Raw genomic sequence first — 25,934 nt, 5'->3', positions numbered from 1 at the left:
CAGAATACGCCTGGCACCGTTAAGCACAATGATTCCCGAGATGCCGCCGATGATCAGATCTGGATAATTAGATCCTGTCCACGCAACCAACGCACCAGCGGCAATGACGCCTATGTTGATCACCACGTCATTGGCGGAGAATATCCAGCTTGCCTTCATATGCGCCCCACCCTCTCTGTGTTTAGATATCAGCAGCAGACAACTGGTATTGGCGATCAATGCGACGAATGCGATAACCATCATCATCAACGATTCAGGCTCACTACCGAAGACAAAGCGCCTCATTACCTCTACGAGTACTCCGAGAGCCAAAATCAGCTGGAGCACCCCGGCAAGATGCGCGGCACGCACCTGCATCTTTACAGTATGTCCAACGGCATAAAGGGCAAGGCCATATACGGCAGCGTCGGCAAAATTGTCCAGAGATTCTCCAATCAGGCCGGCGGACTGTGCGATCAGACCAGCAGTCATTTCCACCACAAACAAGAGGGCGTTAATGCCGAGCAACCAACGCAGGGTGCGGGACTCTTGTCTAGCGGAGGCCACCGAACTCTCGACGGCCTTGATTGCCTCTGGATCGGCAGCGACGGTCTCCTGAAGAGAGGCCCCTAGCCCCAAGCTCTGCAGCTTCGCGGTGATGGGCTCGACCTCGCCGTTATGTACCACCTTCAACTGACGATTTGACAGGTCAAAGGATAGCGTTCGAATCTCGTCAAAACCGTTCAGAGCCAAGCGGATCAACCGCTCTTCTGACGGACAGTCCATCTTCGGTACGGCATATTCGCTCACCCATTCCCCTGATGCTTTGGGAGAGACCGGCATGTCGATATCCGCTGCAGGCGTTGCCTCACAGCCACTTTGGCACCACAGGTTTTACTCACGAAACGACTCCACTTGAACAACCTTGTGCTACCATTAAAAACCATATAGTTACTATAAGGTCAACCGGGTAGAGAATTCGCTAAGGAGGAGCTTGATGCGCATTGGCCAATTGGCACGGTTAGTGGACGTGGATACACAGACAATCCGCTTCTACGAGCAGCAGGGCTTGTTACCGCCACCGGATCGGCAGGAGAATGGTTACCGTGTCTATACCGACAAGCATGCTGAGCGGCTGGCCTTCATCCGTCGCTGCCGAATTCTGAACCTGTCACTAGCAGAGATTCATAAACTGCAGAGCTATCAGGACGACCCTCACCAGCCTTGTTCCGCCGTTAACGCCTTGCTCGATGACCACATCTATCATGTGCGGTCACAGATAACAGCCCTCCAATCGCTTGAGAAACAACTGGTTTCATTGAGAGGGAGTTGCAACGATGGCCGGGAAGTTGAGGCTTGCGGGATTCTTGCTGGAATCAGTGAGAGAAGCACTAAGGCACCCTGAAAGCGGTTCTTGCCCAGACACTCCAATACCGGACGTACCCGCCTCCAGCGATGTATAACGTCGTAACCCAGGGGTCGGGCAAGGGCGACCAGCAGAAGCAGGACCCCGACCACCTTTGCTTTTGCGTTCAGCCTGATTCCCATACTTGCCGCTAGCTCCCGATGGCTTTTACTTTTCAGAGTGGTATTCATAATCCTCTCTGATGTTCTTCCGGGCGTTTCTCTCATCATCTTTATTTCGGGAGAACAGGTACTTGGCGAGGGCGACGACGCCAAGTACCAGGGCGATGATGAGCAAAAGGGATATCAATCCCATTCCCGCCATTCCAAGCATGCATCCCTCACTTGTCATCATGTCAATCTCCTCATTATGTGTACAGGGTCTCTCATGAGACGCCTGCCTGTGCGGCTCCACTTTCGTTCAAGTTGCTGGCCGCGGCGTGCCGGTTATCGGGTTTAAACCTGCCCAGCCGGAGGGAATTGGTCAACACGAATTCGCTGGAAAGGCTCATGGCACCAGCGGCCAGCATGGGGTTGAGCAGGTAACCGGTAAACGGGAAAAGAACGCCCGCAGCCACCGGGATAAGTGCCAGGTTGTACCCGTAGGCCCAGGCAAAATTGCCGAGAATCGTTTTGCGGGTGCGCCGGGAAAGCGCAGCGGCATCCACGATTCCCCGAAGGTGGCCGTCGACGGCAACATAAAGCGGGCTTTTCGCCTTTTCAGCGAGTGACACCGCGCTGTCGGCCACGTTGGCCAAATCGATACCAAGGCGGCGCATATAACGGTCCGCGCCCACATTGATCCGGTGCCCGGCGACCTGTGCCTGGATCCCGTAGCCTGGTTCTGCCTGAAAATCACTGACCGCTGGCAACTTGAGTCCTCGATCCCTGGCGCCCTTGACGATGGCTTCCCCAATGGGATGTTCGCTCTCGGTTTCCACAGCCGCGACTCAAGCCAACACCTCATCCTCACGGCCTTCCACCAGAATGAAATCCGTCAGCTCGGGCCGGCCCCGGGTCAGGGTGCCGGTCTTGTCGAGGACGATGGTGTCCATTCGAGCCAGTGTCTCCAGGGCTGCCCCTTTGCGGAACAGCACGCCCATTTCGGCGCCCTTGCCGGTTCCGACCATAATGGCCGTCGGCGTGGCCAGCCCCATCGCGCAGGGACAGGCGATCAGCAGCACGCTGACCGTTGTGACGAAGGCAAAGGACAGTGCCGGAGCAGGCCCGAAGCTGAACCAGGTGATAAACGTCAGGATCGCAAGCAGGATCACAACAGGTACGAAAACCCCGGCGATCCTGTCGGCCAATTCCTGAATCGGAGGTTTATCGGCCTGAGCCGATTCCACCATGCTAATGATCTGCGCAAGAACGGTGTCCGCGCCCACCCGGGTCGCCCGAAACGTCAGTGAACCATTCTCGTTGATGGTTCCACCCACCAGTTCGGCGTCTTGCTGCTTGGCGACCGGCACCGGCTCGCCGCTGATCATGGACTCGTCCACGTAGGACTGTCCCTCTTCCACCACGCCATCAACAGGAACGCGTTCGCCCGGGCGGACCTGGATACGGTCGCCAGGCACTACCGCTTCAATCGGAACCTCAACGGCTTCCCCGTCCCGAATGACACGGGCGGTCTTGGCCTGCAGTTGCAGAAGCTTTTTGATCGCCTCCGACGTCCGGCCTTTGGCAATGTGCTCGAAGTAGCGCCCCAGTAGAATGAGCGTCACAATAACCGCCGCCGCCTCGAAATAACTCTCGGCCGTGCCGGCGGGGAAAAATCCGGGAACCAATAATGCTGCAACGGAATAGAAATAGGCGGCACTGGAGCCGATCATTACCAGGCTGTTCATGCCGGGGTTGGCATGGCGCAGCTCAGCGTAGCCGGACCGGAAGAACCGCGACCCGGCGTAAAACAGCACCGGCGTGGTAAGCAACCATTCAATAGCCATCCAGCCCCGATGAGACAAGACGCTCGCGTATAAAGCCTCAAGAGCAGGAATCATCTTACCCATCGCAATAAGAACCACCGGGATGGTCAATGTCGCAGCAAAGATCACTTTCCGGCGAAGGTCATTGCCCTCCTTGGCTTGAGCGCTGGCATCCGGCTCCCGAGGTTCATATCCGGCGTCCCGGATGGCCTGATGGATTCGCGGCAGCGACAGGGTGTCCGACAGGAACTCCACAAAGGCTTTCTCGGTGGTTAGATTGACACTGGCCTTGATCATACCGGGCTGCTTGTTCAATGCTTGTTCAATCCGAGACACACAGGAGCCACAGGTCATGCCGGTAACGGGAATTTCCGCAGACTTTATTCGCGGCTGGTAACCCGCATCCTGAATTGATTTGACCAGAGTACCTGGAGTGGCGGGCTGATCGAATGTCACAGTGGCTTTTTCAGTGGCCAGGTTGACCTGGGCTGCCGAGACACCGAGCTGAGTCGTGAGGCCCCGCTCAATGCGACCTACGCACGAAGCGCAGGACATTCCTTCAATACCAATCTCTATTTTTTGCATCCTGACTTTGCTCCTCCGCGCAACCAATCAAACATCTCGTGAATCGGTTGTTCCAACGATAAACGGGCGCCCTACCTTTCCTGGGCTATGGCCTCGACGATCGGGCAACCATCCATCGGCCCCTCTCCTGAACATTCCTCCAGCGTTTTCGACAAAACCGCCTCGATACGGGAAAGGCTCTGGATCTGGTGCCGGATCTTTTCCAGTTGCTCACTCGCAATGCGCTTAGCCTCTGCACGCTCGCCATTGGCATCCTGAAGCATCAGGAGTTCACGAATCTCGTCAAGAGTGAAGCCCCATTGTTTGGCATGGATGATGAACTGCAGCCTGGCGATCGCATCCTCGGGGTAACGGCGATAATTGGACTGGGTTCTCGCAGGCTCTGGCATGAGACTTTCCCGCTCGTAAAAGCGAATCGCATGACTGGCCACGCCGCTTTGGGCAGAGAGTTCGCCGATATTGAACGTTTTCATTCATTCACCTTTAGCTGAGTCATCAATAACTGTTTATAACCATAACCTTAAAGTGAACTTTAAGGTCAAGGGATTTTTGAGCGACTCGTCATTGCAAAATCCGAACAGGTGCTCAAGACTCATTCGACACGCTTTTTATTTCATGAACGGCTAAGAACCCGGAGACACTGCGATGAAGATTTTTGAGAAGCTGTTTATTTTAATGATGGGGCTTGTCCTGCCAATCTTCGCTCTTGCTGAGGGGCCCGGGCGCATGGGAGAGGGCATGATGAGTGGCAACATGATGCAGAGCATGGGCGGTATGGGGATATTCATGATGATTATCATGATTCTTCTGGTCGTGCTTCTGATTCTTGCGATTCTGTCGCTGATCAAATACCTGAGAAACAAGTGATGAGTGTGAAAAGAGTCCACCGGCGCACAGTCCTTCAGGCCATGGCGGGTACTGGATTTCTTCTCACGCTGTCGCCGGGGTTCCTGCTTACGGGCTGTGATGGTGGAGTAAGAGCGACTGAATCGGGAACGCTCGGCCTTGATTCCGAAGAATACGATGTTGAACTAAACCTCTATGCCACACCCGGCTCGGTGTCCATACTTCCAGGCACGCCCAGCGAGGTGTGGCGCTACAGGGCGGAATTGCTCAAAGGCCCGGAAAGCACCGTCTCCGAAAACCCAGACAGCTATCTGGGTCCAACGATTCGGCTGCGCCGAGGGCAAACAGTGAAAATCCATATTCACAATGAGCTCCCGGAAGACACCACTGTGCATTGGCACGGGCTTCATGTGCCGTCCGACGTAGACGGGCAACCAAGGCTGCCGATCCGCCCAGGCGAAAAGATGACCGTTGGCTTCGAGGTGTTGGACCGCGCGGGCCTGTTCTGGTACCACTCCCATGCTCACGGCGATAAGGGCGGGCGCGTGGGGTTCCAGAGTTACGCGGGGCTTGTTGGACTCTTGATCGTTGAAGACGACGAAGAGTTAGGGCTCGGACTGCCGGCCGGTAAGAATGAACTGTTGTTGGTGCTCCAGGATCGGACCTTCGCAGGTGCCAACGAATTGGTATACCTCGACGGAGGCATGGGTGCCATGATGGATCGCATGCGCGGTTTTCTGGGGGATCGAATATTGGTCAACGGAGCTCCCCCGACCACACGCAAAGTCGTCACCCGCCCATACAGAATTCGAGTTCTCAACGGCTCCAATGCCCGCATCTACAAACTGGCTTGGAGTGACGGGCGCCCCGTCACGGTTATCGGAGCCGACGGCGGTCTTCTTCAAAAACCGGAAGACAAACCCTATGCGGTTCTGGCTCCGGCTCAGCGACTTGATATCTGGTTAGATCTTTCAGACTCCCGACCTGGCAGTACATTGGAGCTTATCAGTGACAGCTATGAAGCCGGAATGATGAGTGGCGGGATGATGGGCGGCATGGGGATGATGGGTAACGCCACCCTGCCCGCCGGTGGCCATTTCACCCTGATGACACTGAAGGTGACCGACTCGACTAACATCACTGAGCCGCTTCCGACGGAGCTTGCCCGGGCACGCAAGAAAATACCCGTTACCGATGCCACACCGGTCAGGCAGTTTGAGTTAAGCCACGCGATGATGCGGGGTTTTGCCATCAATGGTCGGCGCTTTGCCGGAACCACGGTTGCAGATGGCGAAAAAGTCCGCCTGGGGGACACGGAAATCTGGGAATTCCGGAACAACACACCAATGCCCCACCCCATGCACGTTCACGGCTTGCAGTTCAACGTTATCAGGCGTGAGACAAGAGGCAACAGCCGTGGCTGGAACGGCCTAACCCAGGGTCTGGTGGACAGCGGTTGGCACGATACGGTCCTTGTAATGCCGGGTGAAGCCGTTCAGCTGGCGATGACCTTCGAGCGTTTCGATGGCCTCTACATCTACCACTGTCACAACATGGAGCATGAAGACAATGGATGATGCGTTATTTTCAGGTGCAAAGCTAAGCGTCATGATTCCCTCGACAATCATCGCGCGCATTCAGCTTCAGAATGTTCTCGTTGAGTGGGCAGCATCCGAAATCTCCGGCTGAGGCGTTATTGACTGAGCGTCACCGGCCTCGCTCGTCTGCTCAATCGCAGTCACCGAGCTAGATTTGTCCTTACATTTCATCATGCACAACCCAAGACCACACATGATCAGACACGGCAGAAGGCTGATCAGTATGGGAGCAAGTCCAAACAACACCAATTGTTCCCAACCAAATGTGAGCCCAGCGATGACTCCGATAGCGCCAAACAACCACCAACGCCGTGGCCCGGCCAGCAAACTCACCAGTCGTCCCCGGCCAGCATCCGAATTCATCTTGCCCTTATCTCCGCTGCTCGTTTTGTTACAGCAACTCATTATCGCCCCTCATTTTTACCGTGATTGTTGTTGATCGCTCACATCCACCGCTGACGCGCTACACAGCCTTGCAGTTGAGCATTTCGGAAAACTTAACGTTAAAGCAAAGTTTAAGGTCAAACGTTTTATCAGAAACGCCAGAATGAATTTGCCTCACTAATTCAGACACCGAAGTAGTCGTGTTATTAAAATAAAAAACTGCTAGGATTTGGTGAACTCAAAGACGAGCTGTGTGTCACAGCCTCGAACCTTCACTGCTTGGTGCTTGAGATCAGGATGACTGCAACGACCCGCCAATTCATTTCTGCGCTGCTATCACTGCTTATGGTGATAAGCGGGCCGGCGTTGGCTATGGCCAACATAGCAGATAGCCAGGCGGGTGCTGAGATGACAGATTGTGGTTCCGTGATGATGACCCAGGCTAAAAACGCCAACTCCTCATCAGACACTGAAGCTAATTGTGCCTCAGTCCCAGATATGGTCTGCCCGAGCGCCAGCGGGTTGAGCAAATGTGGCGTCAACGTCAGCTTCGCTCTCTTACCTGAGAAATCCATAGGTTTAACCGATACCGGCTCCCAACCGGTATTGACCGCCCGCGCGGCCCTTTATCAGGATCCTTTCCTAGCCTCTACTACACCCCCTCCAGAACACCACTCCTGAGTTGTAACTTGTATTTTTGCCCATTGCGGCAAAGTCATTGACGTTATTTCTTACAACGATTTTGTAAAAAGATCCGTGCTTTCATTCGTCACGGGCCTTTAACTGGAGTGAATCAAATGCGCAATTCAAAGATCAAGCTCGCTATCACAACGATTTTTCTGGCTGGCACCATTAGCACCTTCTCCGTATTTGCCCACGAGGGCGAGGGCATGATGTCCTCGGACGGCATGCAGGGAATGGGCGGCATGATGGGAATGATGTCTGATATGTCGCCGGAAGATCGCAAAGCCATGACCGATGCCTGTATGAAAATGATGCAGAGCCAAGGCAGCGACCATATGGACAGCGGCAAGAAGGCCAAAGACGCCGAAGCCAGCTAAGCGTTCGGGCAACGCCCCGAACCGACACTCATTGCCCGGGGAAGCCAAAGCGATCCCGGGCCTTGTGCTGGCCCATGACCAAACCAATCGAGGGTTTACTATGAAGACCAAAAAGCTTGCCCTGTATACGGGTGTGGCCGCCATCGTTCTCGCCGCCGGCGGCGCCACTCTGGCGATGCAGGCTGATGAACCCACCGAATCATCGAACTCTATGGCCGCCGCTGACACATCTGGTCCGGCTATCACAATCTATAAGAGTCCCAGTTGCAGCTGCTGCCAGTCCTGGGCTGAACATCTTGATGCCAATGGCTTTGAGACCACCATTATAGAAACCGACAATCTTAACGAGATCAAGCAGCAATATGACGTGCCGCGTGAAATGGCTTCCTGCCACACCGCGTTGATCGGTGACGTGGTGATTGAGGGGCATGTGCCAGCAGATGATATTGTCGCTTACTTGGAAAACCCCCAGTTCAATACATTAGGGCTTTCAGTGCCCGGCATGGTACAGGGCAGCCCCGGCATGGAAACCGGCAAGAAGGAGGATTACCAGGTCATCGCCTTCCGTGCCAACGGCCAGCAAAGCGTGTTCCGCGAACACAACGATTATTGAGGCTGGACCCATGAGAACGATTGTTCATTCTACGACCAGGGCGGCCTGGAGGTTGTGCTTGCTCACGCTGGCAATTTTGCTGCCAGCGCTGGCTCAAGCCCAATCTGCAGACGACGCCCAACCAGTGACTTCTCTGACGATCAGCTCATCAGGCGCCCTCCTGGTGCTGCAGGGCAGTGACCTCTTTGCCATTGAAGGCGGAACTTTGACCGAGATCACGCTACCGGCAACCAACCAAGGGGCTCAACACACCTCCCTGGCCAGAGGTGCGGATGGAAGCATCTACGTGGCCGGCCCGGGTCTGGGCGTGTGGCGGTACGACAGTGCCGGTGAGAACTGGCAGCCCCTCAACGATACCTTGCCCGATCTCGGGGTCACTGCCATGGCCGCTCACGCCACACAACCCGGAACGCTCTACGCATACCTTGGGAAGGATGGCATGTTCCGGTCCAGGGACGGTGGCGCCAAGTGGGTTAGAGTGGACAGCGGTCCCCCGGAACCGGTGCTGGCATTCCTGCACTCGGACATGCCCGGCAGCATGGAAAGTGGCTGGCTATTTGCAGCTACTACCCGTGGTGTCTCAAGATCCATGGACTGTTTTTGCTTCTGGGGCGATGCGGGAGACCTGCGTGGCACCGTTTCCGCAATCGGCTATGACCCGGCTGCCCCGGAAAACGTTTACGCGGTGATCGAGGGCCAGCTTCATCACAGCGCGGATGGCGGTGAAACCTGGATAAGCCTGAAGACCCCCCAATCCGTAACAGCCCTTGCCTTCTCGCCGTCACAAGGACTTGTGGTGGGCACGGCAAACGGGAACCTGCTTGCCCGTGGTGGCGCTAACGAGTGGGCGCCTGTCCATGAATAAGTGGGTCTACTTGCTAGTCCTGGTCGCCGCGCCGGTCTTTGCCGACGCCTCGGGCGGGCCTGGGAGTTCGGAAAATGCACCGTCGGGAGTCGCCCAAGGCAGACAGATTTATGAGCAATACTGCGCTGCTTGCCATGGACGGCAGGGTGAAGGCGCTGCCAACTGGAAAAAACCGGATGAGAAGGGGGAAATTCCCCCGCCGCCTCATGATGAAACCAGCCACACCTGGCGCCACAGCGATGCCATGCTATTTAAGATGATTGCGGACGGGTGGCGACACCCGTTTAATAAATCCGATCGGTTGACGATGCCGGCCTTCGGGAAGCAGATGACCGCTCAGGAGATCCAGTCAGTCATTGATTACCTGAAAACGCTCTGGACCGAGGAACAACGGGATTACCAAAAGACAGAAAGCCAGTAGCCCTACCCGGAAAACCACCGATTTTGGAGTTCTTAAATGCCAGATCTTGCAACCTGGGGCATCCTGGCCGCATTTTTGGGCGGCCTGGTGTCCTTCTTTTCACCTTGCACACTGCCCCTCGTACCCGGCTACTTGTCCGTCGTTACCGGCGGAGCAGTGAATGAAACCTCCAATCGTCTGAAAGCATTGTGGCTGAGCTTTTGTTTTGTGCTCGGGTTCAGCGTGATTTTCGTCGCGCTGGGCGCAAGCGCCAGTCTCCTGGGGCAGTGGCTGATGGCCTACCGACGGGAAGCCAACATAGTTGCAGGGACACTGATTGTGCTGATGGGCCTGTTCATGCTTGGCTGGTGGAGCATGCCTTCGCTGCAACGGGATTGGCGCCTGGGGCAAACGCTGCAAGGTGGTCGCCCCACGGCAGCCTTTTTGCTGGGCGTGGCGTTCGCCGTCGGCTGGACGCCCTGCATCGGCCCCATACTCGGAGCCATACTAGCCCTAAGCTCCACCCACGCCAACGCCGAAACGGGCATGTTATATCTTGCGGTGTATTCGTTGGGCCTGGCACTGCCGTTCCTCGGAACAGCGCTGTTCATTGAGCACTTTCGGGAGCGAGTGCGCTGGCTCAGTCGTTGGAGCCGGCTGTTCAGAGCGCTGGCAGGCTTGGTGCTAATTTTCATGGGCGTGATGGTGTTAACCGGCCAGATGACCCGATTAACCCTCTGGATGATTGACCTGTTTCCGGCACTCGCTCGCCTAGGATGACCGACTTACTCTGTGGCCAATAGGCTTTATCAGAGGTTCCCTAAGTATACTGAGCTAACAGGCCAGGCGTTTTGTAGAAAGTTTTCCCAAATAGAAAATGGCCAGGGTTTACCCCTTTATTAACCTGAGGCACTGTCGTGACCGATACACTGCTTGCTAACGAATCACTCATCCGGCTCGGCTTTTTCCTCTCAGTGCTAACCGTAATGGCCGCATGGGAAGCGATTGCGGCACGCCACCCTCAGCGAATCAGCCGCCTGACCCGGTGGCCCAACAACCTATTGATTGTTGTGCTGGATACCCTGGCTGTGCGGCTGGTGTTTCCGTTAGCAGCAGTTGGTGCTGCCTACATGGCATCGAAAAACGGCTGGGGATTGCTGAATCTTGTCAGCTTGTAGGGCTGGCTGGCGGTGCGATTGGAAACGTAATTGACCGAATATTTCGTGGTTATGTTGTCGATTATTTGGATTTTCATTGGCAATCCTGGCATTGGCCAGCGTTCAACCTTGCCAATATTTTTATTGTCCTCGGAGTATTCATGGTTGTCGCCACAAACGTGCGGGGGAAAAGTAAATTCTGACGCGGATTCGACAGGCCCAACTTCGCCAACGGCTGATACAGGGAATGGTTAGGAGCACTCCATGCACAAAGAATTGAAGCAGTTATTTCGCGCTGAGCTTGCAGCAGCTCACAACGCACAAGCGGAGGGTGAATTCCGGAAAGCTGTCACCCACCTTGAACGCGCCCATATCCTCAGTCAGAAGTTCGCTATGGCGCATACGACAATCCACATACTTATGCTCAAACTTGCTTGGCGGACGGGTGATTTTCAAGAGGTTCTGGAGCCGTTTATTCGAGCCATTGCAGCTCTGCTCTTTTCCCACATATGGGTTCCACCAGGAAATACGGGGCGCTCGAACGCCAGCGCGTTTGCACCGATGCCAATACCCGAAGATCTCGCACATATTTTAAAAGAGGCCAGCGAACCAGCCCCGAGGTGAGGTAAAACCGACTGCAAACATTTGACCCTATAGTAACTCCAAGATTTATAGCTATGAATGAATCCTTGTTGAAAGAGGCACAAATACACGACCATAGTCATGATCACAGCCATCATTTCGACACCCATAACCGCTCGTTTGCCATTGCGGTGATTCTCAATACGCTGTTTGTACTTATTGAAGCCGTGTACGGCGTTTTGTCCGGATCGCTCGCACTGCTCGCCGATGCTGGTCACAACCTGAGCGGTGTCATGGGGTTAATCCTAGCCTGGGTCGCCAGTTGGCTCGCAAGCAAAGCGGCAACTTATGGCAAAACCTATGGCCTGAAGAAGACCACTATTCTGGCAGCGCTTTTTAATGCTCTGCCCCTGATCGCCGCTGTCGGTGGAATCACCTGGGAAGCCATTCAGCGTCTGACAGATCCGGCCGACGTCGCTGGCCTGACCGTAGTCGTGGTCGCTAGCATTGGCGTGTTGATCAACGGTGCAACCATGATGCTGTTTCTCAAAGGACAGAAAGGCGACATCAATATTCGGGGCGCCTTTTTGCACATGGCCGCAGATACGGCGGTTTCGGTGGGGGTCGTGATCTCCGGCACGGTATTGATGTTTTCCAACCTGACCTGGACTGACCCAATTGTCAGTCTCATCATTGCCGTCGTGATTTTCCTGGGTACCTGGCAGCTGTTGAAGGACTCCGTAAAACTGGCAGTGGATGCCGTTCCAAAGGGCATCGATCCTGGCACGGTCCATGAGTGTCTCAAGAATCTACCTGGCGTACAATCTTGCTCACCACCTCCATATTTGGGCATTGAGTACTACCGAAAATGCGCTGACAGTCTACCTGGTTAAGCCAGATCCAGAGAGTGACGATCAGGTCATCAGTGATGCAGCTGCGATGCTGGCGGACGAATTCAGCATCCAGCATACGACTATCCAGTGGGAGCGCGGTGATGACCAATGCCCGAACAAAACTCACTGCGTGGTGGAGTAGCAATAACAAGGAGCGTGAATGTGCGTGTAAGAATATCAACGACTTTCTCAGCGCCCGCTGATCACGTCTGGGCACTGGTCAAAAGAAACAGCACGCTGCTCTTTGTATGTGGGGGCCTTTTGGGCTTTGCGGGTGCAAAGCTTTTTCCGCAGCAATGGTGCGAGGGAAACAAAGAAAATACACGCCTGCTGTTTTTCGGTTTCATCCCCGCGTGGCAGCATACCCTGTATTTTCAGGAAGTAAGCGACAGAAATCGAGTGCTCCGCACCGAGGAGGGCGGCGGATTGATTTCGGCCTGGAATCACTTCATACAGGTTAGCCCCTGCGAAAAGCAGACTTGCACCTACGTCGATGACGTTGAAATCAGAGCAGGTGTTTTTACCGTACTAATGTGGCTCTATGCTCATATATTTTATCGATATCGCCAGCTACGTTGGCGTGTCTTGCTGCGGAACTTTACGCATCACGCATAGCGATCTCAAAGACATACCGGCCTACCAGTCAGACACTGACCTTTTTAGCTTGGACGCACCCACATAGCGGGTCAGCCTCAATAAAAGCGACCGTCGAATCAACCAGGCACATAAAACCCATGCGAGACATCATTGAACGCTACCAGGTCTTGGCCTACCTCACGGCTGTGGTCCTCGGCCTATTCATTGGCTGGAGCTTCTCCGAAGTAACGATACCGGAATACCTGATCTGGGCTTTGCTGGGCGTTCTGCTCTATGCGACTTTCACCCAGACACCTTTGACCCATCTGTCTGAAGTGTTCCGGGATCGCCGTTTCATGGCTGCCCTGCTCACAGGGAACTTTCTGGTGATGCCCGCAATCACCGCCCTGATGTTACTTGCTCTGCCGGACAACGACGCATTGCGGCTGGGCGTGCTGCTTGTGCTGCTGATGCCCTGCACAGACTGGTTTGTCACCTTCACCCACCTGGGCAAGGGGGACGGCACCCGTGCTATCGCTGCAACGCCAGTTTTGTTGATTGCCCAGCTGGCTTTATTGCCACTCTACCTCTGGTTTTTCCTGGGCGAACAATTCGATGTGAGCTTGATCTGGGGCGGCATATTCTACCGGCCTTCATCGGTCTGATCATCGTCCCACTCATCCTGTCATTACTGACCCAGAAATGGGCCGAACGCTCCCCGAGCGCCAATCAGTTCATTAACCTGATGGGCCTGATGCCAGTTCCCTTGCTAACGGCCATACTGTTCCTGATCTCGATAACACAGGTCAGTCAGATTCCCGCCACAGGTCAGATTGTCTGGATATTGCTGATTTTGTTCCCGGCCTATCTGTTAGCGGCGGCCTGATAGGAAAAGGTTTGAGTCGACTTTTCCGATTGCCAGTGAAAAGCGCTCGTACCATTATTTTCAGCCTCGGCACGCGAAATTCCTTCGTGGCTCTGCCACTGGCACTGGCACTGCCCGAAGTCTGGGGCACGACTGTCATCGTCATTGTAGTGCAGTCCCTGGTAGAGCTACTTGGAATGATGTTCTATCTCAGATGGGTGCCCAATAAATTACTGCCAATTCGTTGAACCACTTAATGCGTAAAACACAGACATACACAACCTTTGGAGATTTTGTATGCAAGACAGCGCGCATGCAGAATGTTTACAAACCCGTGCTTGATGCCGTCATGAAATCACCGCATCAATGGCATGATGATCCTAAAGTAAGAGCGGCTTGGGAAGCAGCGGGGGCGGCTGGGCTAGATTTAGAAGCCGCTCGTGATCAACTCAACTCATCTGACATTGATGAGATCATCAAGCAGGATATGAGCGATATTCAGAGCGCTAAAATACAGTGTACAACAACGTTCTATGTTAATGGCCAGGAGCTGAGCAAGCTGGGACCAAAGGAACTGTATGACATGGTGACATCAGAAGTTGATGCGCTGAACTAAACAACACCACCTACCCGGCAATGCTATGTCACTACTAGGCTATCTTTTACCCTATGACTTCTCGCCACTGACCATACTGAGCTATATGCTCGTGCTTGGATTCTACGGCGTCGGTCTTCTGCGAATGCCCGATGAAGATCGGCCGGGCGCTCTAAGAATTTTCGCTTTCGTTCTCGGCGTTATGGCCTGTTATGGCGTCATGCAAACCCGCTTCGACTACTACGCTCAATACATGTTTTTCGTACATCGTGGTCAACACCTGATCCTTCACCATATTGGCCCGATTCTCATCGCCCTGTCGAATCCCTCGCCAATCATGCGGTTCTGGTACGCCAAAATAAGCCCCGGCCTGAGGAACACTCTCAGGCCGGTGGGATGGATCTATCAAGCGCTTCAATACCCCTTGATCGCCTTGATCCTGTTTGTGGGACTTATCTATTTTTGGCTCTGGCCGTCAATCCATTTTGACGCCATGCTCAGCCGGGACCTGTACTGGATCATGAACTGGAGCATGTTGTTGGACGGCCTGCTGTTCTGGTGGCTGATCTTTGACCCGCGACCGCCAGCCATCACCTCATCGCTAGGGTATGGCAAACGCATGCTGATTCTCGCTGCGGCAGGTGTACTTCAGATGCTTCTGGGCGCGTGGATCGTATTTTCGAGAGAAATGGTATACGACGTTTACGAAGTCTGCGGTCGTGCCTGGCCTCTGGACCCGGAAGTCGATCAACTTCTGGGTGGCATGCTGACCTACATCCCACCTGCTATGATGAGTGTCCTCGGCATTCTTCTTATACTCCGGCGTGCCATGCACGAAGACGGGAAATATTCTAAATCTTCCAAACAGTCAAAGGAACCAGTCCAATGAGTCGTGGTTTTATTGAAAAGCAAGCCTTCAGAGCGTTAGCAATGTTCACAGTATTGCTGACTACGTTTTTAGCTGGATGTTCCGACAACGAGATAAACTACAACGGCAAGGACATCAGCGGCCTGATGCCCGAGCTTGAGTTTAATCTGATCAACAGCGAAGGAGATCAGGTAACCGCTGGGGATTACAGCGGCAAAGTGAAAATGATGTTTTTCGGTTTTACCTCTTGCCCGGACATTTGCCCGACCGTTATGCAGACACTGAACCGAGCGGCAAGTGGTCTGCCACCCGAACTTCAGGACGAGGTATTGACGTTATTCGTGAGCGTTGACCCCAAACGAGATACGCCTGAGCGTCTGGACAAATACGTCAGTTTTTTCGGTGAGAATATTGTCGGCCTGACAGGAAAGGAATCTCAACTTCGCGGGCTGGCCAAACGATACCGGACGACCTTCGGTTACGGCGAATCGAACGAGAACGGCGACTACGACGTTTCTCACAGCAGCGCGATTTATATATTCGACCGCCAGGGAGACGCCCGGTTGCTGATCAGGCCAGACTTGGGGGCAGAGAAGATTAACCAGGACCTCATTGCTCTCGCTCAGAAGGACTCATGAAGTCTCTGGAGAATCGACCAACCAATCTGAACGACCACCGTCGGGCCAGCGTCGTGGACGAAGGCTCGCATTTTCTTCTGTTTCCTCGAATCAAATCCGAAAAAAATAGTTAGAAGCATAATGTAAGCAGCCGGGACCCCGGCTGCTTACATTACTGATTCCAGATCACCCCGATACAGATGTTACCTGTTCGAGCCGTCCCTGGAGCTTTGAGTTGACTGTGGACACACCATCCACGACATCGCTCTGCTCGCTTGGATAAAACTCTTCCATGAGCTGCGTGGCTTTTTCCCTTGCCTCAACCACAGCATCCTCCCTCCCTAATCACCAGATCCACGTAATAGATCGGCGTTCGATGGCTCTGCGTCGTACTTTTACCCCGCAGCTTCAGTTCCAACGGCATGTACGCCAGCAAACCACCAGAGACTGCCTGGTAGTAGCTCAGCCTGGCCGCAAGTGTCCTTATGCTGTTGTAGCCAGTGGTGCGAAAGATGAAGGTACCCAGATCATCATCGTCACCGATTTTCACGTTCAATCGGCCATAGGGCTTGCACAGACCACCTTCACCAAACTCGCACAACGTCGGGGCCCGGGTATGGCAAAGACTGCACTCCTGATTGCGTCAAGCGCTTACAGGCGTCGCCGTTACCGACACACATGGGCCGCCCACTTTTGCGGTCGAACATGGTGTATTCAGCCCTCAGATTGAGATCCGGATCGTTGAACAGCATGCGTACCGGGATGGTCCGCAACTTACCGTTTGGAGCATCCTTTCTGAGCTCTTCGTCCATCGGATGCAAAACCCATCCGGAGTCTTTTTCCTGGATCTGGGAGGTGATAGTGAATTGATTATCTTTCTGCGGTAGCCGGATGCCGTTCTTTTCAACGACACGGCCAATACTGATACGCCCCAATACGGGAAGCGTGATGGCTAAACCTTTAATCATGATGACGCTCCTGAGAAAAAGGACCGCGGGGCACTCGTTACACCCGCGCGGCCAATGGGGTATTCATGCATGGATGAGGAATCGCCGGCTTCCCGGCTTGGTGAGTGGGTATTGATCCAAAAGCTCTGGCTTATCGGTCAGCATCTGCTTCACATTGAGCCCAACGGAATCCTTGCTCCGTTTCCAGCTCACGCTGCCACTGGGGAAGGTTGCCTTCGAAGCTTCGCCCATCTGGCCTTCGATTCGCTGTTTCAGGTGGGATTCAGTGAATTTCAGGGCTTCCATTTCCGAGCGAATGGCCAGCAGCTCGTCAAACGCATCGGACAGTTCCTTGCTTTGACTGAAGTCCAGGGTCTCCCCTCTATCCACCGGATAAAGGTGGCGCAAGACACGTTCAGCAGAATCGGTTCCATCGACCGGTGGTGGGGTATCGGTCTCCACGTAATCCCAGAACTGGCGCTCCAACACGTACAGCGCTTCGATGAGTTCCTCATTCCGTTCGAGGCGGTAGATCTTCAACTCCTGGCCACACAGCAGCACACAAACGTCTGCCGCCTGTTTTCCAGTGACGGCCAGTTGATGCTGAACCTGGCATTGGATGTAGTCCGGCACCCCCTCTTTCCAAAGTCGTGATCCGAACTCCCCTGAGGTTTTACATTCCAGGATCTGCACCTCTTCATCGGCCACCACGGAATAATCCAGGTTGGCCAACATCCAGTGCTTGTCTGGATCTGAGTGTTGCAGGACGGCATTGACCCGGCGCACCTTCCGTCCCGTTTGTTGGCTGTACTGCTCCGCGACAATCGGCTCCAGGATATGGCCCCAGTAGACCGGTGAAGTGGGATCGTCCGAATCCGGTTTTGGTAAACCTGCATCTCTGCCGGTTTTGACCATCCAGAGTTCCAGTTGGGATTGATAGGGGTTGATGCCAACCGCAGCGGCTGCATCGCTACTGCCAATGCCTTGCTTGCGTACCTTCAGCCATTCATCCCGGCTAAGGTCTTTGGTGGAGACCAGCCGCAATGCTGGCCGCTGTTTTTGAATTGCTTTTGCACTCATGCCCATGGTGTTTTCCTCCAGACATAAAAAAGCCCACCAGAGCAACAGGCTCCGGTGGGCTTTATGGCGGTTTTAAGATTTAAGAGAAGGAATCAGGCCACAAGTGACATGGCCTGCTCTAACGCACGGTTCTTGATGGCGGCACCGGTTCCGAACCAGGCTGAATCCAGCCGGTGGTCAACGGTTTTGGCTCGGCGTTGGTGATCGATGAATTCGGTGACGGCATTAAGCAGCCCGTAGGCAGTTCCTTCTGATGATGCCAGCGTGGCACCGATGCCCTCGCCTTCATAAAGCCCCAGAGCTTTGGCCATTGAGCGCTCGTTGGTTTTACCGACACCCTCGCGGGAATCATCGGTGAACACCTTGAGGAAGTAGTTCCTGGCCTCTGTGCTCTTCACCCTCCGGTCACTCAAGACTTTCAGGCGGTACATAAATTCGTCCCAGGCAGAAACGGATATGCCGAGTTGCTTCTTCACCAAGTCCGCATCGAAAGCAGTGTTGTGTTTCACCTTGACTGCGTTGGCAGTGGAACCCTTCAGAGCAACAGCAAGTGTGTTGTTGCACACCACACGGATGCTCGTGAATTGGGCGGTCGTTGCCATGGTTCCGTCGCAGCCCACTCGGCCACCTGTTGCAGCAGCGACATAGCCGCCATAAGCGCCGGCAGACGCGCCAACTACACCAGCCGTTTTCTTGCCGTAGTTTTTCTTACCAACCCGGACAGATTGGCAGTTGGGACATTGATCGGACATTGAAGATACCTCTGTGAATTTGGAGGGAGGGCACTGTTAGCGCCTTGGTTCATAGAGGTGATATATGTTTGAAATTATCTTGAATCCCAATGCACAAGAAGCGGAAGAGTTTCAAATAAACCGGCAACCCCTCCGAAAAATAACGGGGGCTTACCCTTTCTGCTAAAAAGGAGGACTATAGAACTCAGAGGGTCGCCACTGGGCAGCCCCGTGACTTCGCCACAACGACGAACAGAAATAAGAGGTCAAAGGATCAGGGATGGATCACTTCATTTACATCGCAAGCAGCTCCTCGATGCCTGGCGTGGTCAAGATTGGCAAGACCAATCAACCACCAAGTGAGACGCTAAATGCACTCGACGCTTCTGGTGCTCAAAAAACATTTTATCGAGAGTTTAGCGCCATAGTAGATGACGCTGGCATGAGTGTGGGTAAGATCCATGTAAAGCTTTCTAGATCTGGCTTCAAGATTGGGCCGGGGCTTTTTAGAATTTTCCTCGAAGAAGCAATTGAGATCTTATTTTCAGTAATCGATGACTTGCGCGTTCACTCTTATCCCTCAGACACCATTATTGCGAAACTCGTTGAAGACCTTGAGCAGAGAAGACTGCCAGGAATGCCTCTCAACTCAACATCATGGAAAAACAACACACTCAATCACAACGTACGTGACAAGACACCCTCAGCAAAAAGGCCCACCAAAGATTCATTTCTTTCCTCCAGCGAAGTGCTTGCCCCGAAGAATATACAGCCGGGCGCATCAGAAATTGGGAGCGGTGAATTTATCTATGTTTTAAGCAACCCATCAATGCCGGGATATGTGAAAGTAGGGAGAACAAACACCTCGTTCGACCAAAGGTTATCGGAGCTTCAGTCGACTGGCGTACCAACTCGCTTTGAGCTTGAACTCGGTCTAGAAGTGGAAAGCTCGGTCGAAAGCGAAAGAAAAGTACACAAAGCACTATCGAAATTTCGACCCGAACAAAATCGGGAGTTTTTCAAAATCCCCGTTAAAAAGGCAATAGAAACTGTCCTGACGACCTTAGATGATTACAGAATCCACAAGTTTCGAGAGAATTACGGGATTGAAACGCTAGTCTACGAGTCGGCTTTGAAAAGCCGCGAAATCCGGGAAAAGCGACATAAAAAGATCACCCAACTTAGATCAGAGCTCGCGCTGGTCAATCATGAAGTCACGAAGCTAGATGCGTCTCTTCGACATCAGGAAATACAGTATAAATCTCTTGGGCCCTATCCCGAAAATCGTTTTGGCATCGTATATGTTCTCGCTATAATTTTATTCCCAGTAGCTATTATTTTTTCTAGCTCATCCGGTGGAGACAGTGAAAAAATCATGGCCTTTTTAGTCGTAGGACTTGTATGTTTAATTGCTGTGAATGGGCATTTGGAGAAAGAGTGCGATAAAAAAGCAACTCCCTTCAATGATTGCCAAAAAAGTATAGATGCTATAAAACACGACTTATATCCACTCCAGGAAAGAGCAAGGAAGCTGAAAGAATCACTCAGTGGACTAGGCGAGAACACCTGACAAATAAATGATCACCCCCTGCAAGAAGAAAGGCCCGCAAAACAGCCTGCCAATTCCTCTGCAAATCTGGTTGTAGGTTTACCAGTACAAAGGCTTAGTAATGCCCTTTTACCGATTCCAGTGGAAATAAATTCAGAGCGCAACAAGGAATGGTTAACCAGAGTCGCCATTAATGAACTGCGCGACCAACTCTGCTACCTTGGTCAAGGCCTCTTTTCGCTCCTCGAAGTAATCATAACGGTCATAGATTCCTTCGACCCCCTTCAGTTTGTGGTTCAGACAGCGCTCCGCAACATGCCCTGGCACGCCGGCAGCAGACAACAAACTGCGGCAGGTACGCCGAAGGTCATGCACGGTGAACTCGGCGATATTCCCCATCTTCCTCTCTGGCTGTAGCTTCCTCCCCGGCTCCCTGCCGAATAACTTGGCAATGGCGCGGTTCAACGTGTCCTTGCCTATGTGGGGGTGCTTGCTGCTGCGCCGATTAGGAAAGACGTAGTCTGAGCCCCAGGCACGGATCTCGAGCTCATTCAGCCAATCGACGGTTTGCAAGGGAAGCGGAATGACGATCTCGGCACCTGACTTACTGCGCTCCTCAGACAGTTGCCACCGGTGGTTCTCCATGTCGAACTCTGACCACCGAGCTTCCGTAAGCTCTGTCTTTCGCACACCCAAAACGAGCAGTAGTGCACAGGCGAGATAATTGTCTCGCGTGAAGCTGTCACTGTTTTCTCGGAAGATTTTAAAAATCTGCGGAATCTCTTCAAGGCTCAACGCCCTATCGCGGCTCTTCTCAATACCCCCTGCATCAGTGACGTTAAAAGCTGCTGCTGGATTATAGGTAAGTAGCCCCAACTTGATGGCATGATTAAACAGCTGCTTCAGGTACATCAGCGTATCGTTTGCGGTGGTCGGTCGACCGCTGCTGGCCACCTTCCTGACGATGGCGCGCACATCCATTGGGGTGACGCTGTCCAAAGCGAACTCCCCGATAGAAGGTGCGACCTCTTTGGTAAAGATTCGCTTTGGAATGTGATGGTGCTTGAGGCGTTTCTCCAGATCCTGGCTCCAGTCGCCGAAGAGATCACTGACGGTTCGGAGAGTAGCTTGCTCCTCACGTTTACGCTCTTCAATTGGGTCTATACCGCTGCGAACGACCTTTTTGGCATCGACAGCTTTCTCTCTCGCTTCAGCCAGGGAAATCTGTACGCACTTGCCCAGCGTCAATTCGCGCCGCTTTCCTGCATGTGTGTAGCGAAGCATCCAGTAGGGTGCGCCTACTTTGGGCACCATCAGATATAGACCTTCACCATCGCTATAGCGTCCCGGTACACCTTCTTTGATCAGAGACTGAACTTTCTTAGCTGTAAAGCTCCCCATCACTTCCACCCTGCGTGAGTGATCAAAAAAACATTGCTTGAATTGACTGTTGCTGGAGCTGGGCACTCGTCCTCACACCCATGCCCAAGACACTGACTACACAGGGTTGATGGGCAGAGGACGCTGCTGACCACGACGGGGCAATTCGGGGGATAACATGAAAAATGGGGAGTATCCATAAGAAAATCACACCTATAATGGGGAGAGCGTCGAACTACTCCCCATTATACTCCCCAATAAGCAATGGATAAAACTAGATTTCAATAGATTGTCAGGGACAACTAAGTATTTTTTTATAATAAAAACATAAATATAAAGACACCTATGAACATCAATGGATGCTATTCAATGTTCTGCACCTGCTCACGCACTTGCTCTATCAATACTTTCAAATCAACGGCTGCCCGGGTTACACCAGCATCAATGCTTTTGCTGCTCAGGGTGTTGGCTTCCCGGTTCAGCTCCTGCATCAGAAAATCCAACCGGCGGCCAATGGCTTCGTCGCGCTTGAGGGTGTCGGCAACTTCACTGATATGCGCGTCCAGCCGATCCAGCTCTTCCGCTACATCGCTTTTCTGCGCCAGCATGACCATTTCCTGGGCAATACGCTCAGGATCCAACTCTACCTTGGCCTTCTTGAATCGCTCACGGATGTGCTCTTCCTGGGCTTTAAGCAGCCGGGGCATATCCGTACGAACGGATGCTACCAGAGTGTTCATTTGCGCCAGCCGTTCCTCAAACAACGGCCGTAACCGGTCGCCTTCGCGCTCGCGAACCACTGCCAGCTCTTCAACCGTTTGCCTAAACAGGCTCAGACCTGCCTCCCGCGCGGAGCTGAAATCCTGCTCCGGCACCGACAGCACCCCAGGCCAGCGCAGAATATCCAAAGCATTGATGTGCGCCGGGTTATCCAGCATGCGGTTAACGTGGTTTGCCGCTTCATTAACCGCTTGCGCTATATCTTCATTAATCTCAAACCCTGGAACACCCACTTCAGTGGACTGAAGGCGAATCGACACATCCACTTTGCCGCGCTTTAACTGCTTTCGCAGCTCTTCCCGAAAAGGGTTCTCAAGCTCACGCAGCGCATCTGGCAGCCGAAAAGTCGGCTCCAGATAACGGTGATTGACGGTACGTATCTCACAGGTAAGCGTTACCTGATTATCCTGGACATCCTTCCGAGCAAAGGCAGTCATGCTTTTAATCATAGGGCTCCGGCTTAGTTAGCGGTCGCTATTGTGAATTGCATAGCCTGAGTCTAACAGGCCGCGATCATTTGCGGCGAACGCGCTGCAGACAACAAACCCACAGCCACTAGCATCTTGGTACCCGCACCCAACGTGTTACACTTCGCGGCTTCCCAACTCCAATCCGACCGGGGCCTAGCCCGGACACTTACTTAAACGACCAGGAAACATTATGCGTCCAAGTGGCAGAACGCCCGAACAACCCAGAGATATTCGCATTACCCGTAATTACACCTGCCACGCTGAAGGCTCTGTACTGGTGGAATTCGGTAACACCAAAGTGATCTGTACCGCCTCCGTAGAAAACAAAGTACCGCCGTTCCTGCGCGGCCAGGGCAAGGGCTGGATCACCGCAGAATACGGCATGCTGCCCCGCTCAACCGGCAGCCGCATGGGCCGCGAAGCAGCCCGTGGCAAACAGGGCGGTCGCACCGTCGAAATCCAGCGCCTAATCGGTCGCTCCCTGCGTGCCGCTGTAGACCTGGACGCCCTGGGCGAACACAGCATCACCATCGACTGCGACGTTATCCAGGCAGACGGCGGCACCCGCACTGCTGCCATCACCGGCGGTTGCGTTGCATTGGTAGACGCACTGAACTATTTGGTCGCAGAAAAGCGCCTGAAGAAATCACCGCTGAAGCAAATGGTCGCAGCAATGTCTGTGGGCGTTTACAAAGGCACACCCGTGGCCGACTTGGACTACCCGGAAGATTCCGAAGCCGAAACGGACATGAACGTGATCATGACCGACCAAGGCGGTTTTATCGAAATTCAGGGAACGGCAGAGGGTGCGCCGTTTGCTCAGGAAGAGCTAGACAGCATGCTGAAACTGGCCAAGCAAGGCATAGAAAAGTTGTTCGTACTGCAGAAAGAAGCGCTAGAAAGCTAAGAGTAGCCAATTCCGAAGTCCGGGGAATCGCCATCACACCGGCGTTTCCCCAGATAATTAGAAACCGATTTCTATATCGTAATCCATAATTACCGGAGCATGATCTGAAAAACGGGTGGTGCTATCAATCCAACCATCCTGAATGGTTTTGCGAATGCCCGGCGTCATCAGCTGATAATCTACCCGAATACCCGCATTCTTCCGGGAACCCTCTGTCTGCTCAGGCCACCAGGTAAACTGATTGCTCTGCTTATTGATATCACGGAACGCATCCACACAGCCCATCTCATCAAACAACCGGTCAAGCCAGGCCCGCTCGTGGGGCAAAAACCCCGAAAAATCCACCTTGTGATACAAAGGACTGGCATCCGTTACATGGTGCGCACTCTGTAAATTCGCACCAAAAATAAACTGCCGACGCTTACGCAGGTTTTTTGCATGTGCAAGCCAAACCCATCCATAAAGTCATCTTTATGGTCGAGCACCGTCAGGTCGTTTTCACTGATCAGCCCCTCCTCACGCCCAAGCGCGCAGGTGCCAGCACAGAGGCCACAGAAACCTTATCGAAATCCGCCTGAATAAAGCGCCCCTCACGATCTGCCTGCTCATTGGCGAAACCGTACATGATGGCCTTGGGGAAATGCCGCGTGTAAATGCCCACGCCGCCATCCTCATTGTTTTCGCCATCTATGAAATACGCCTCGTACCCTTCAGGAATGAGATTTTGGTCTTCAATCTCATAGGCGCGCATACGGTGATCCTGAACACAAACAACGTCTGCGTCCTGCTCGGCCAGCCAGTCGAAGAAACCTTTATCAACAGCCTGAGCAAGACCGTTGACGCTGATTGATACTACCCGCATACGTGTTCCCTGATTCGGTTTGAGTGTATGATACCGTTTTTACGCGTTATTAAAAGATCCACACCCGCCAGAAGCCTTGCCATGCACGACTATCAGCAAAAGTTCATTGAATTTGCCATCCGCCGTAACGTACTTCGTTTTGGTGACTTTACCCTAAAATCCGGTCGCACCAGCCCATATTTCTTTAACGCTGGGCTGTTTAACACCGGGGACGACCTGCTGCAGCTCAGCAAAGCCTACGCTGCAGCCATCGACCGTAGTGGCCTCGATTATGACATCATATTCGGACCTGCCTATAAGGGCATTCCGTTGGCAACCGTGACTGCCATGGCCTTGGCCCAAGAAGGTAAAAGCAAACCGTTTGCCTTTAACCGCAAAGAAAAGAAAGAGCACGGCGAAGGCGGTAATATTGTGGGCGCCCCATTGCAGGGTAACGTACTCATCGTTGATGATGTTATTACTGCTGGCACGGCCATACGCGAATCCATCGACCTTATCCGTGCCGCAGGAGCAGAACCCGCTGGCGTCCTAATTGCCTTGGATAGACAGGAGCGAGGCAACGGCGAGCTCTCCGCAATACAGGAAGTAGAAAGCGAATTTGGTATTCCGGTGGTGAGTATCATCCGCCTGGAACAGGTTTTAGACTATCTTAAGACCAACCCCGAGTTTTCTGGCCACGCCGCGAAGGTAGCCAGCTACCGGGAACGCTACGGAGTCTGACTGATGCACAAGCGCCTGACCGTATTTTCAGCCACTGCCTCTGCCCTCTTGCTGACACTGGGCATAACAACCCAGGCCGAAGCTGGCATGTACCGCTACACGGACGAACAAGGCCAGCTCGTAATCAGCAACACCATTCCTCAACAAGCCACCAAGCGCGGCTACGACATCCTCAATTCAAACGGTCGCGTGACCGAAACAATTCCTCCCGCGCCAACGGAGGCTGAGATTGCCGCTCGCGAAGCAGAAAAGCAGCGCCAGCATGAGCTCACTCTTCAGCGCGAGAAAGACGCCCGACTACTGAAACGCTTCAGCCACCCCGATCAAGCTATAAAAGCCATGCACCGTAAACTGGGTGAGCTGCAAGGGCTAATTCAGCTCAAGCGGGGCAATATCTCTGTTATCTCAAGCCAGCTAGACAGCGAACAAAGCCGCGCAGCCGATATGGAGCGCAATGGCCAAAAAATACCCGACGCAACCCTCAGTAAAATATACCGTCTTGAATCCCAGATCCGTGATATTGAGAGAGAAATTGCTTGGCAAGCTCAAGAAATAGACTCTTTGAAGCAGGCTTTTGAGAAGGACATAAAGCGCCTCGAAAAAGTCACCGGAGAAACTCGCACTCTGTCGCTAGACGCAACTAAAACCACAGATTGATTTCCTGCAGCGTCACAACCTTAAAATGTTGCTGC

Annotated in this window: 32 protein-coding genes and 4 pseudogenes; 23 read left to right on the top strand and 13 right to left on the bottom strand. The window is 53.3% G+C overall.

The features are described 5' to 3' along the window. The coding region (locus BCA33_RS06970; RefSeq protein WP_071264512.1) for a cation transporter at window positions 1–822 on the bottom strand (822 nt) is incomplete at its 3' end. Between the two features lie 154 nt (window positions 823–976). On the opposite strand from BCA33_RS06970, the gene cadR reads away from it, so the two are divergent. Continuing rightward, window positions 977–1,384 (top strand): Cd(II)/Pb(II)-responsive transcriptional regulator, encoded by a 408-nt coding sequence (gene cadR, locus BCA33_RS06965; protein WP_071264510.1) that lies wholly within the window; start codon window positions 977–979, stop codon window positions 1,382–1,384. A 168-nt stretch (window positions 1,385–1,552) separates the two neighbouring features. On the opposite strand, the gene BCA33_RS06960 is transcribed toward cadR, so the two are convergent. From BCA33_RS06960 to BCA33_RS06950, 3 genes and pseudogenes are all read right to left on the bottom strand, one after another. Continuing rightward, window positions 1,553–1,738 (bottom strand): hypothetical protein, encoded by a 186-nt coding sequence (locus BCA33_RS06960; RefSeq protein ID WP_071264509.1) that lies wholly within the window; start codon window positions 1,736–1,738, stop codon window positions 1,553–1,555. Between the two features lie 31 nt (window positions 1,739–1,769). Further along, window positions 1,770–3,896 (bottom strand): annotated as a pseudogene (locus BCA33_RS06955) (heavy metal translocating P-type ATPase). Between the two features lie 71 nt (window positions 3,897–3,967). Continuing rightward, entirely contained in the window at window positions 3,968–4,369 is a 402-nt protein-coding gene (locus BCA33_RS06950; protein ID WP_071264507.1) for a MerR family transcriptional regulator, read from the bottom strand. A 172-nt stretch (window positions 4,370–4,541) separates the two neighbouring features. Here BCA33_RS06950 and BCA33_RS06945 point away from each other — a divergent pair, with 172 nt between their 5' ends. Both BCA33_RS06945 and BCA33_RS06940 read left to right on the top strand, forming a co-directional pair. Further along, window positions 4,542–4,763, top strand: coding sequence for a hypothetical protein (locus BCA33_RS06945; protein ID WP_071264505.1), 222 nt, complete (start codon window positions 4,542–4,544; stop codon window positions 4,761–4,763). Between the two features lie 5 nt (window positions 4,764–4,768). Next, window positions 4,769–6,319 (top strand): multicopper oxidase family protein, encoded by a 1,551-nt coding sequence (locus BCA33_RS06940; RefSeq protein WP_254774238.1) that lies wholly within the window; start codon window positions 4,769–4,771, stop codon window positions 6,317–6,319. Window positions 6,320–6,385: 66 nt separating this feature from the next. On the opposite strand, the gene BCA33_RS20745 is transcribed toward BCA33_RS06940, so the two are convergent. Together BCA33_RS20745 and BCA33_RS20470 are read right to left on the bottom strand one after the other, a co-directional pair. After that, window positions 6,386–6,703: a hypothetical protein gene (locus tag BCA33_RS20745; RefSeq protein WP_217632630.1), complete on the bottom strand. Its 318-nt coding sequence runs from the start codon at window positions 6,701–6,703 to the stop codon at window positions 6,386–6,388. 293 nt (window positions 6,704–6,996) lie between these two features. Next, window positions 6,997–7,299 carry a hypothetical protein gene (locus BCA33_RS20470; protein ID WP_071264501.1) on the bottom strand — a complete coding sequence of 101 codons (303 nt, stop codon included), beginning with the start codon at window positions 7,297–7,299 and terminating at the stop codon, window positions 6,997–6,999. 222 nt (window positions 7,300–7,521) lie between these two features. On the opposite strand from BCA33_RS20470, the gene BCA33_RS06925 reads away from it, so the two are divergent. The 16 genes and pseudogenes from BCA33_RS06925 to BCA33_RS06865 all read left to right on the top strand — a co-directional run bounded on the left by BCA33_RS06925 (window position 7,522) and on the right by BCA33_RS06865 (window position 15,837). Then, a complete protein-coding gene (locus BCA33_RS06925) occupies window positions 7,522–7,785 on the top strand; it encodes a hypothetical protein (protein WP_071264499.1) in 264 nt (87 codons plus the stop codon). Window positions 7,786–7,885: 100 nt separating this feature from the next. After that, window positions 7,886–8,398 (top strand): DUF411 domain-containing protein, encoded by a 513-nt coding sequence (locus BCA33_RS06920; RefSeq protein ID WP_071264518.1) that lies wholly within the window; start codon window positions 7,886–7,888, stop codon window positions 8,396–8,398. A gap of 58 nt (window positions 8,399–8,456) precedes the next feature. After that, window positions 8,457–9,263 (top strand): hypothetical protein, encoded by an 807-nt coding sequence (locus tag BCA33_RS06915; protein WP_254774237.1) that lies wholly within the window; start codon window positions 8,457–8,459, stop codon window positions 9,261–9,263. Continuing rightward, complete coding sequence (locus BCA33_RS06910; protein WP_071264495.1) at window positions 9,256–9,684, top strand: cytochrome c; 429 nt, start codon at window positions 9,256–9,258, stop codon at window positions 9,682–9,684. The genes BCA33_RS06915 and BCA33_RS06910 overlap by 8 nt, the downstream gene beginning before the upstream one ends. A gap of 36 nt (window positions 9,685–9,720) precedes the next feature. Next, window positions 9,721–10,443 carry a cytochrome c biogenesis CcdA family protein gene (locus tag BCA33_RS06905; protein ID WP_071264493.1) on the top strand — a complete coding sequence of 241 codons (723 nt, stop codon included), beginning with the start codon at window positions 9,721–9,723 and terminating at the stop codon, window positions 10,441–10,443. A gap of 137 nt (window positions 10,444–10,580) precedes the next feature. Then, window positions 10,581–10,841, top strand: coding sequence for a hypothetical protein (locus BCA33_RS20465; protein WP_071264491.1), 261 nt, complete (start codon window positions 10,581–10,583; stop codon window positions 10,839–10,841). Window positions 10,842–10,843: 2 nt separating this feature from the next. Further along, window positions 10,844–11,023: pseudogene (locus BCA33_RS20200) on the top strand (signal peptidase II); the annotation flags it as partial. Window positions 11,024–11,084: 61 nt separating this feature from the next. Then, window positions 11,085–11,444 carry a DUF3703 domain-containing protein gene (locus BCA33_RS06895; protein ID WP_071264489.1) on the top strand — a complete coding sequence of 120 codons (360 nt, stop codon included), beginning with the start codon at window positions 11,085–11,087 and terminating at the stop codon, window positions 11,442–11,444. Window positions 11,445–11,527: 83 nt separating this feature from the next. Next, window positions 11,528–12,437, top strand: a pseudogene (locus BCA33_RS06890) (cation diffusion facilitator family transporter). Beyond that, window positions 12,404–12,910 (top strand): hypothetical protein, encoded by a 507-nt coding sequence (locus BCA33_RS06885; RefSeq protein ID WP_139172925.1) that lies wholly within the window; start codon window positions 12,404–12,406, stop codon window positions 12,908–12,910. The pseudogene BCA33_RS06890 and the gene BCA33_RS06885 overlap by 34 nt, the downstream one beginning before the upstream one ends. A gap of 119 nt (window positions 12,911–13,029) precedes the next feature. Further along, window positions 13,030–13,536, top strand: a complete 507-nt coding sequence (locus tag BCA33_RS20740) for an arsenic resistance protein (RefSeq protein WP_217632629.1) — start codon at window positions 13,030–13,032, stop codon at window positions 13,534–13,536. 89 nt (window positions 13,537–13,625) lie between these two features. Next, complete coding sequence (locus BCA33_RS22545; RefSeq protein ID WP_302848218.1) at window positions 13,626–13,757, top strand: hypothetical protein; 132 nt, start codon at window positions 13,626–13,628, stop codon at window positions 13,755–13,757. An 11-nt stretch (window positions 13,758–13,768) separates the two neighbouring features. Next, complete coding sequence (locus tag BCA33_RS20735) at window positions 13,769–13,984, top strand: hypothetical protein (RefSeq protein WP_217632628.1); 216 nt, start codon at window positions 13,769–13,771, stop codon at window positions 13,982–13,984. Between the two features lie 8 nt (window positions 13,985–13,992). After that, entirely contained in the window at window positions 13,993–14,352 is a 360-nt protein-coding gene (locus BCA33_RS06875) for a DsbA family protein (protein WP_139172923.1), read from the top strand. Between the two features lie 25 nt (window positions 14,353–14,377). After that, on the top strand, window positions 14,378–15,220 hold the full coding sequence (locus BCA33_RS06870; protein WP_071264483.1) for a cytochrome c oxidase assembly protein: 843 nt from the start codon (window positions 14,378–14,380) through the stop codon (window positions 15,218–15,220). After that, the gene (locus tag BCA33_RS06865) at window positions 15,217–15,837 is read left to right on the top strand and encodes an SCO family protein (protein ID WP_083394660.1); all 621 of its coding nucleotides are present in this window, start codon (window positions 15,217–15,219) and stop codon (window positions 15,835–15,837) included. The genes BCA33_RS06870 and BCA33_RS06865 overlap by 4 nt, the downstream gene beginning before the upstream one ends. A 313-nt stretch (window positions 15,838–16,150) precedes the next feature. Here BCA33_RS06865 and BCA33_RS06860 read toward each other — a convergent pair. The 3 genes and pseudogenes from BCA33_RS06860 to BCA33_RS06850 all read right to left on the bottom strand — a co-directional run. After that, window positions 16,151–16,784: pseudogene (locus BCA33_RS06860) on the bottom strand (hydrolase or metal-binding protein); the annotation flags it as partial. 63 nt (window positions 16,785–16,847) lie between these two features. Then, a complete protein-coding gene (locus tag BCA33_RS06855) occupies window positions 16,848–17,849 on the bottom strand; it encodes a YqaJ viral recombinase family protein (RefSeq protein WP_071264481.1) in 1,002 nt (333 codons plus the stop codon). 86 nt (window positions 17,850–17,935) lie between these two features. Beyond that, window positions 17,936–18,595: a DUF932 domain-containing protein gene (locus BCA33_RS06850; protein ID WP_254774236.1), complete on the bottom strand. Its 660-nt coding sequence runs from the start codon at window positions 18,593–18,595 to the stop codon at window positions 17,936–17,938. A 259-nt stretch (window positions 18,596–18,854) separates the two neighbouring features. Here BCA33_RS06850 and BCA33_RS06845 point away from each other — a divergent pair, with 259 nt between their 5' ends. After that, window positions 18,855–20,144 carry a GIY-YIG nuclease family protein gene (locus BCA33_RS06845; protein WP_071264479.1) on the top strand — a complete coding sequence of 430 codons (1,290 nt, stop codon included), beginning with the start codon at window positions 18,855–18,857 and terminating at the stop codon, window positions 20,142–20,144. Window positions 20,145–20,297: 153 nt separating this feature from the next. On the opposite strand, the gene BCA33_RS06840 is transcribed toward BCA33_RS06845, so the two are convergent. Both BCA33_RS06840 and BCA33_RS06835 read right to left on the bottom strand, forming a co-directional pair. Further along, the gene (locus tag BCA33_RS06840) at window positions 20,298–21,524 is read right to left on the bottom strand and encodes a site-specific integrase (RefSeq protein WP_071264477.1); all 1,227 of its coding nucleotides are present in this window, start codon (window positions 21,522–21,524) and stop codon (window positions 20,298–20,300) included. 341 nt (window positions 21,525–21,865) lie between these two features. Continuing rightward, on the bottom strand, window positions 21,866–22,732 hold the full coding sequence (locus BCA33_RS06835; protein WP_071264475.1) for a YicC/YloC family endoribonuclease: 867 nt from the start codon (window positions 22,730–22,732) through the stop codon (window positions 21,866–21,868). A gap of 211 nt (window positions 22,733–22,943) precedes the next feature. On the opposite strand from BCA33_RS06835, the gene rph reads away from it, so the two are divergent. Then, complete coding sequence (rph, locus tag BCA33_RS06830; protein ID WP_071264473.1) at window positions 22,944–23,660, top strand: ribonuclease PH; 717 nt, start codon at window positions 22,944–22,946, stop codon at window positions 23,658–23,660. 57 nt (window positions 23,661–23,717) lie between these two features. Here the strand turns inward: rph and BCA33_RS21495 are convergent, their stop codons facing one another. Further along, the gene (locus BCA33_RS21495) at window positions 23,718–24,017 is read right to left on the bottom strand and encodes a hypothetical protein (protein WP_254774235.1); all 300 of its coding nucleotides are present in this window, start codon (window positions 24,015–24,017) and stop codon (window positions 23,718–23,720) included. 148 nt (window positions 24,018–24,165) lie between these two features. After that, window positions 24,166–24,522: an endonuclease/exonuclease/phosphatase family protein gene (locus BCA33_RS21490; protein ID WP_254774234.1), complete on the bottom strand. Its 357-nt coding sequence runs from the start codon at window positions 24,520–24,522 to the stop codon at window positions 24,166–24,168. An 81-nt stretch (window positions 24,523–24,603) separates the two neighbouring features. Here BCA33_RS21490 and pyrE point away from each other — a divergent pair, with 81 nt between their 5' ends. Together pyrE and BCA33_RS06815 are read left to right on the top strand one after the other, a co-directional pair. Continuing rightward, on the top strand, window positions 24,604–25,242 hold the full coding sequence (gene pyrE, locus BCA33_RS06820; protein WP_071264471.1) for an orotate phosphoribosyltransferase: 639 nt from the start codon (window positions 24,604–24,606) through the stop codon (window positions 25,240–25,242). 3 nt (window positions 25,243–25,245) lie between these two features. Beyond that, window positions 25,246–25,899 carry a DUF4124 domain-containing protein gene (locus BCA33_RS06815; RefSeq protein ID WP_071264469.1) on the top strand — a complete coding sequence of 218 codons (654 nt, stop codon included), beginning with the start codon at window positions 25,246–25,248 and terminating at the stop codon, window positions 25,897–25,899. Window positions 25,900–25,934: the final 35 nt, after the last annotated feature.

Origin of the sequence: Marinobacter sp. AC-23 (assembly GCF_001858325.1) — a bacterium.
Taxonomy (GTDB): domain Bacteria; phylum Pseudomonadota; class Gammaproteobacteria; order Pseudomonadales; family Oleiphilaceae; genus Marinobacter.
Note: the sequence above shows the minus strand (reverse complement) of the source record. Positions and strands in the feature narration are given on the sequence as shown.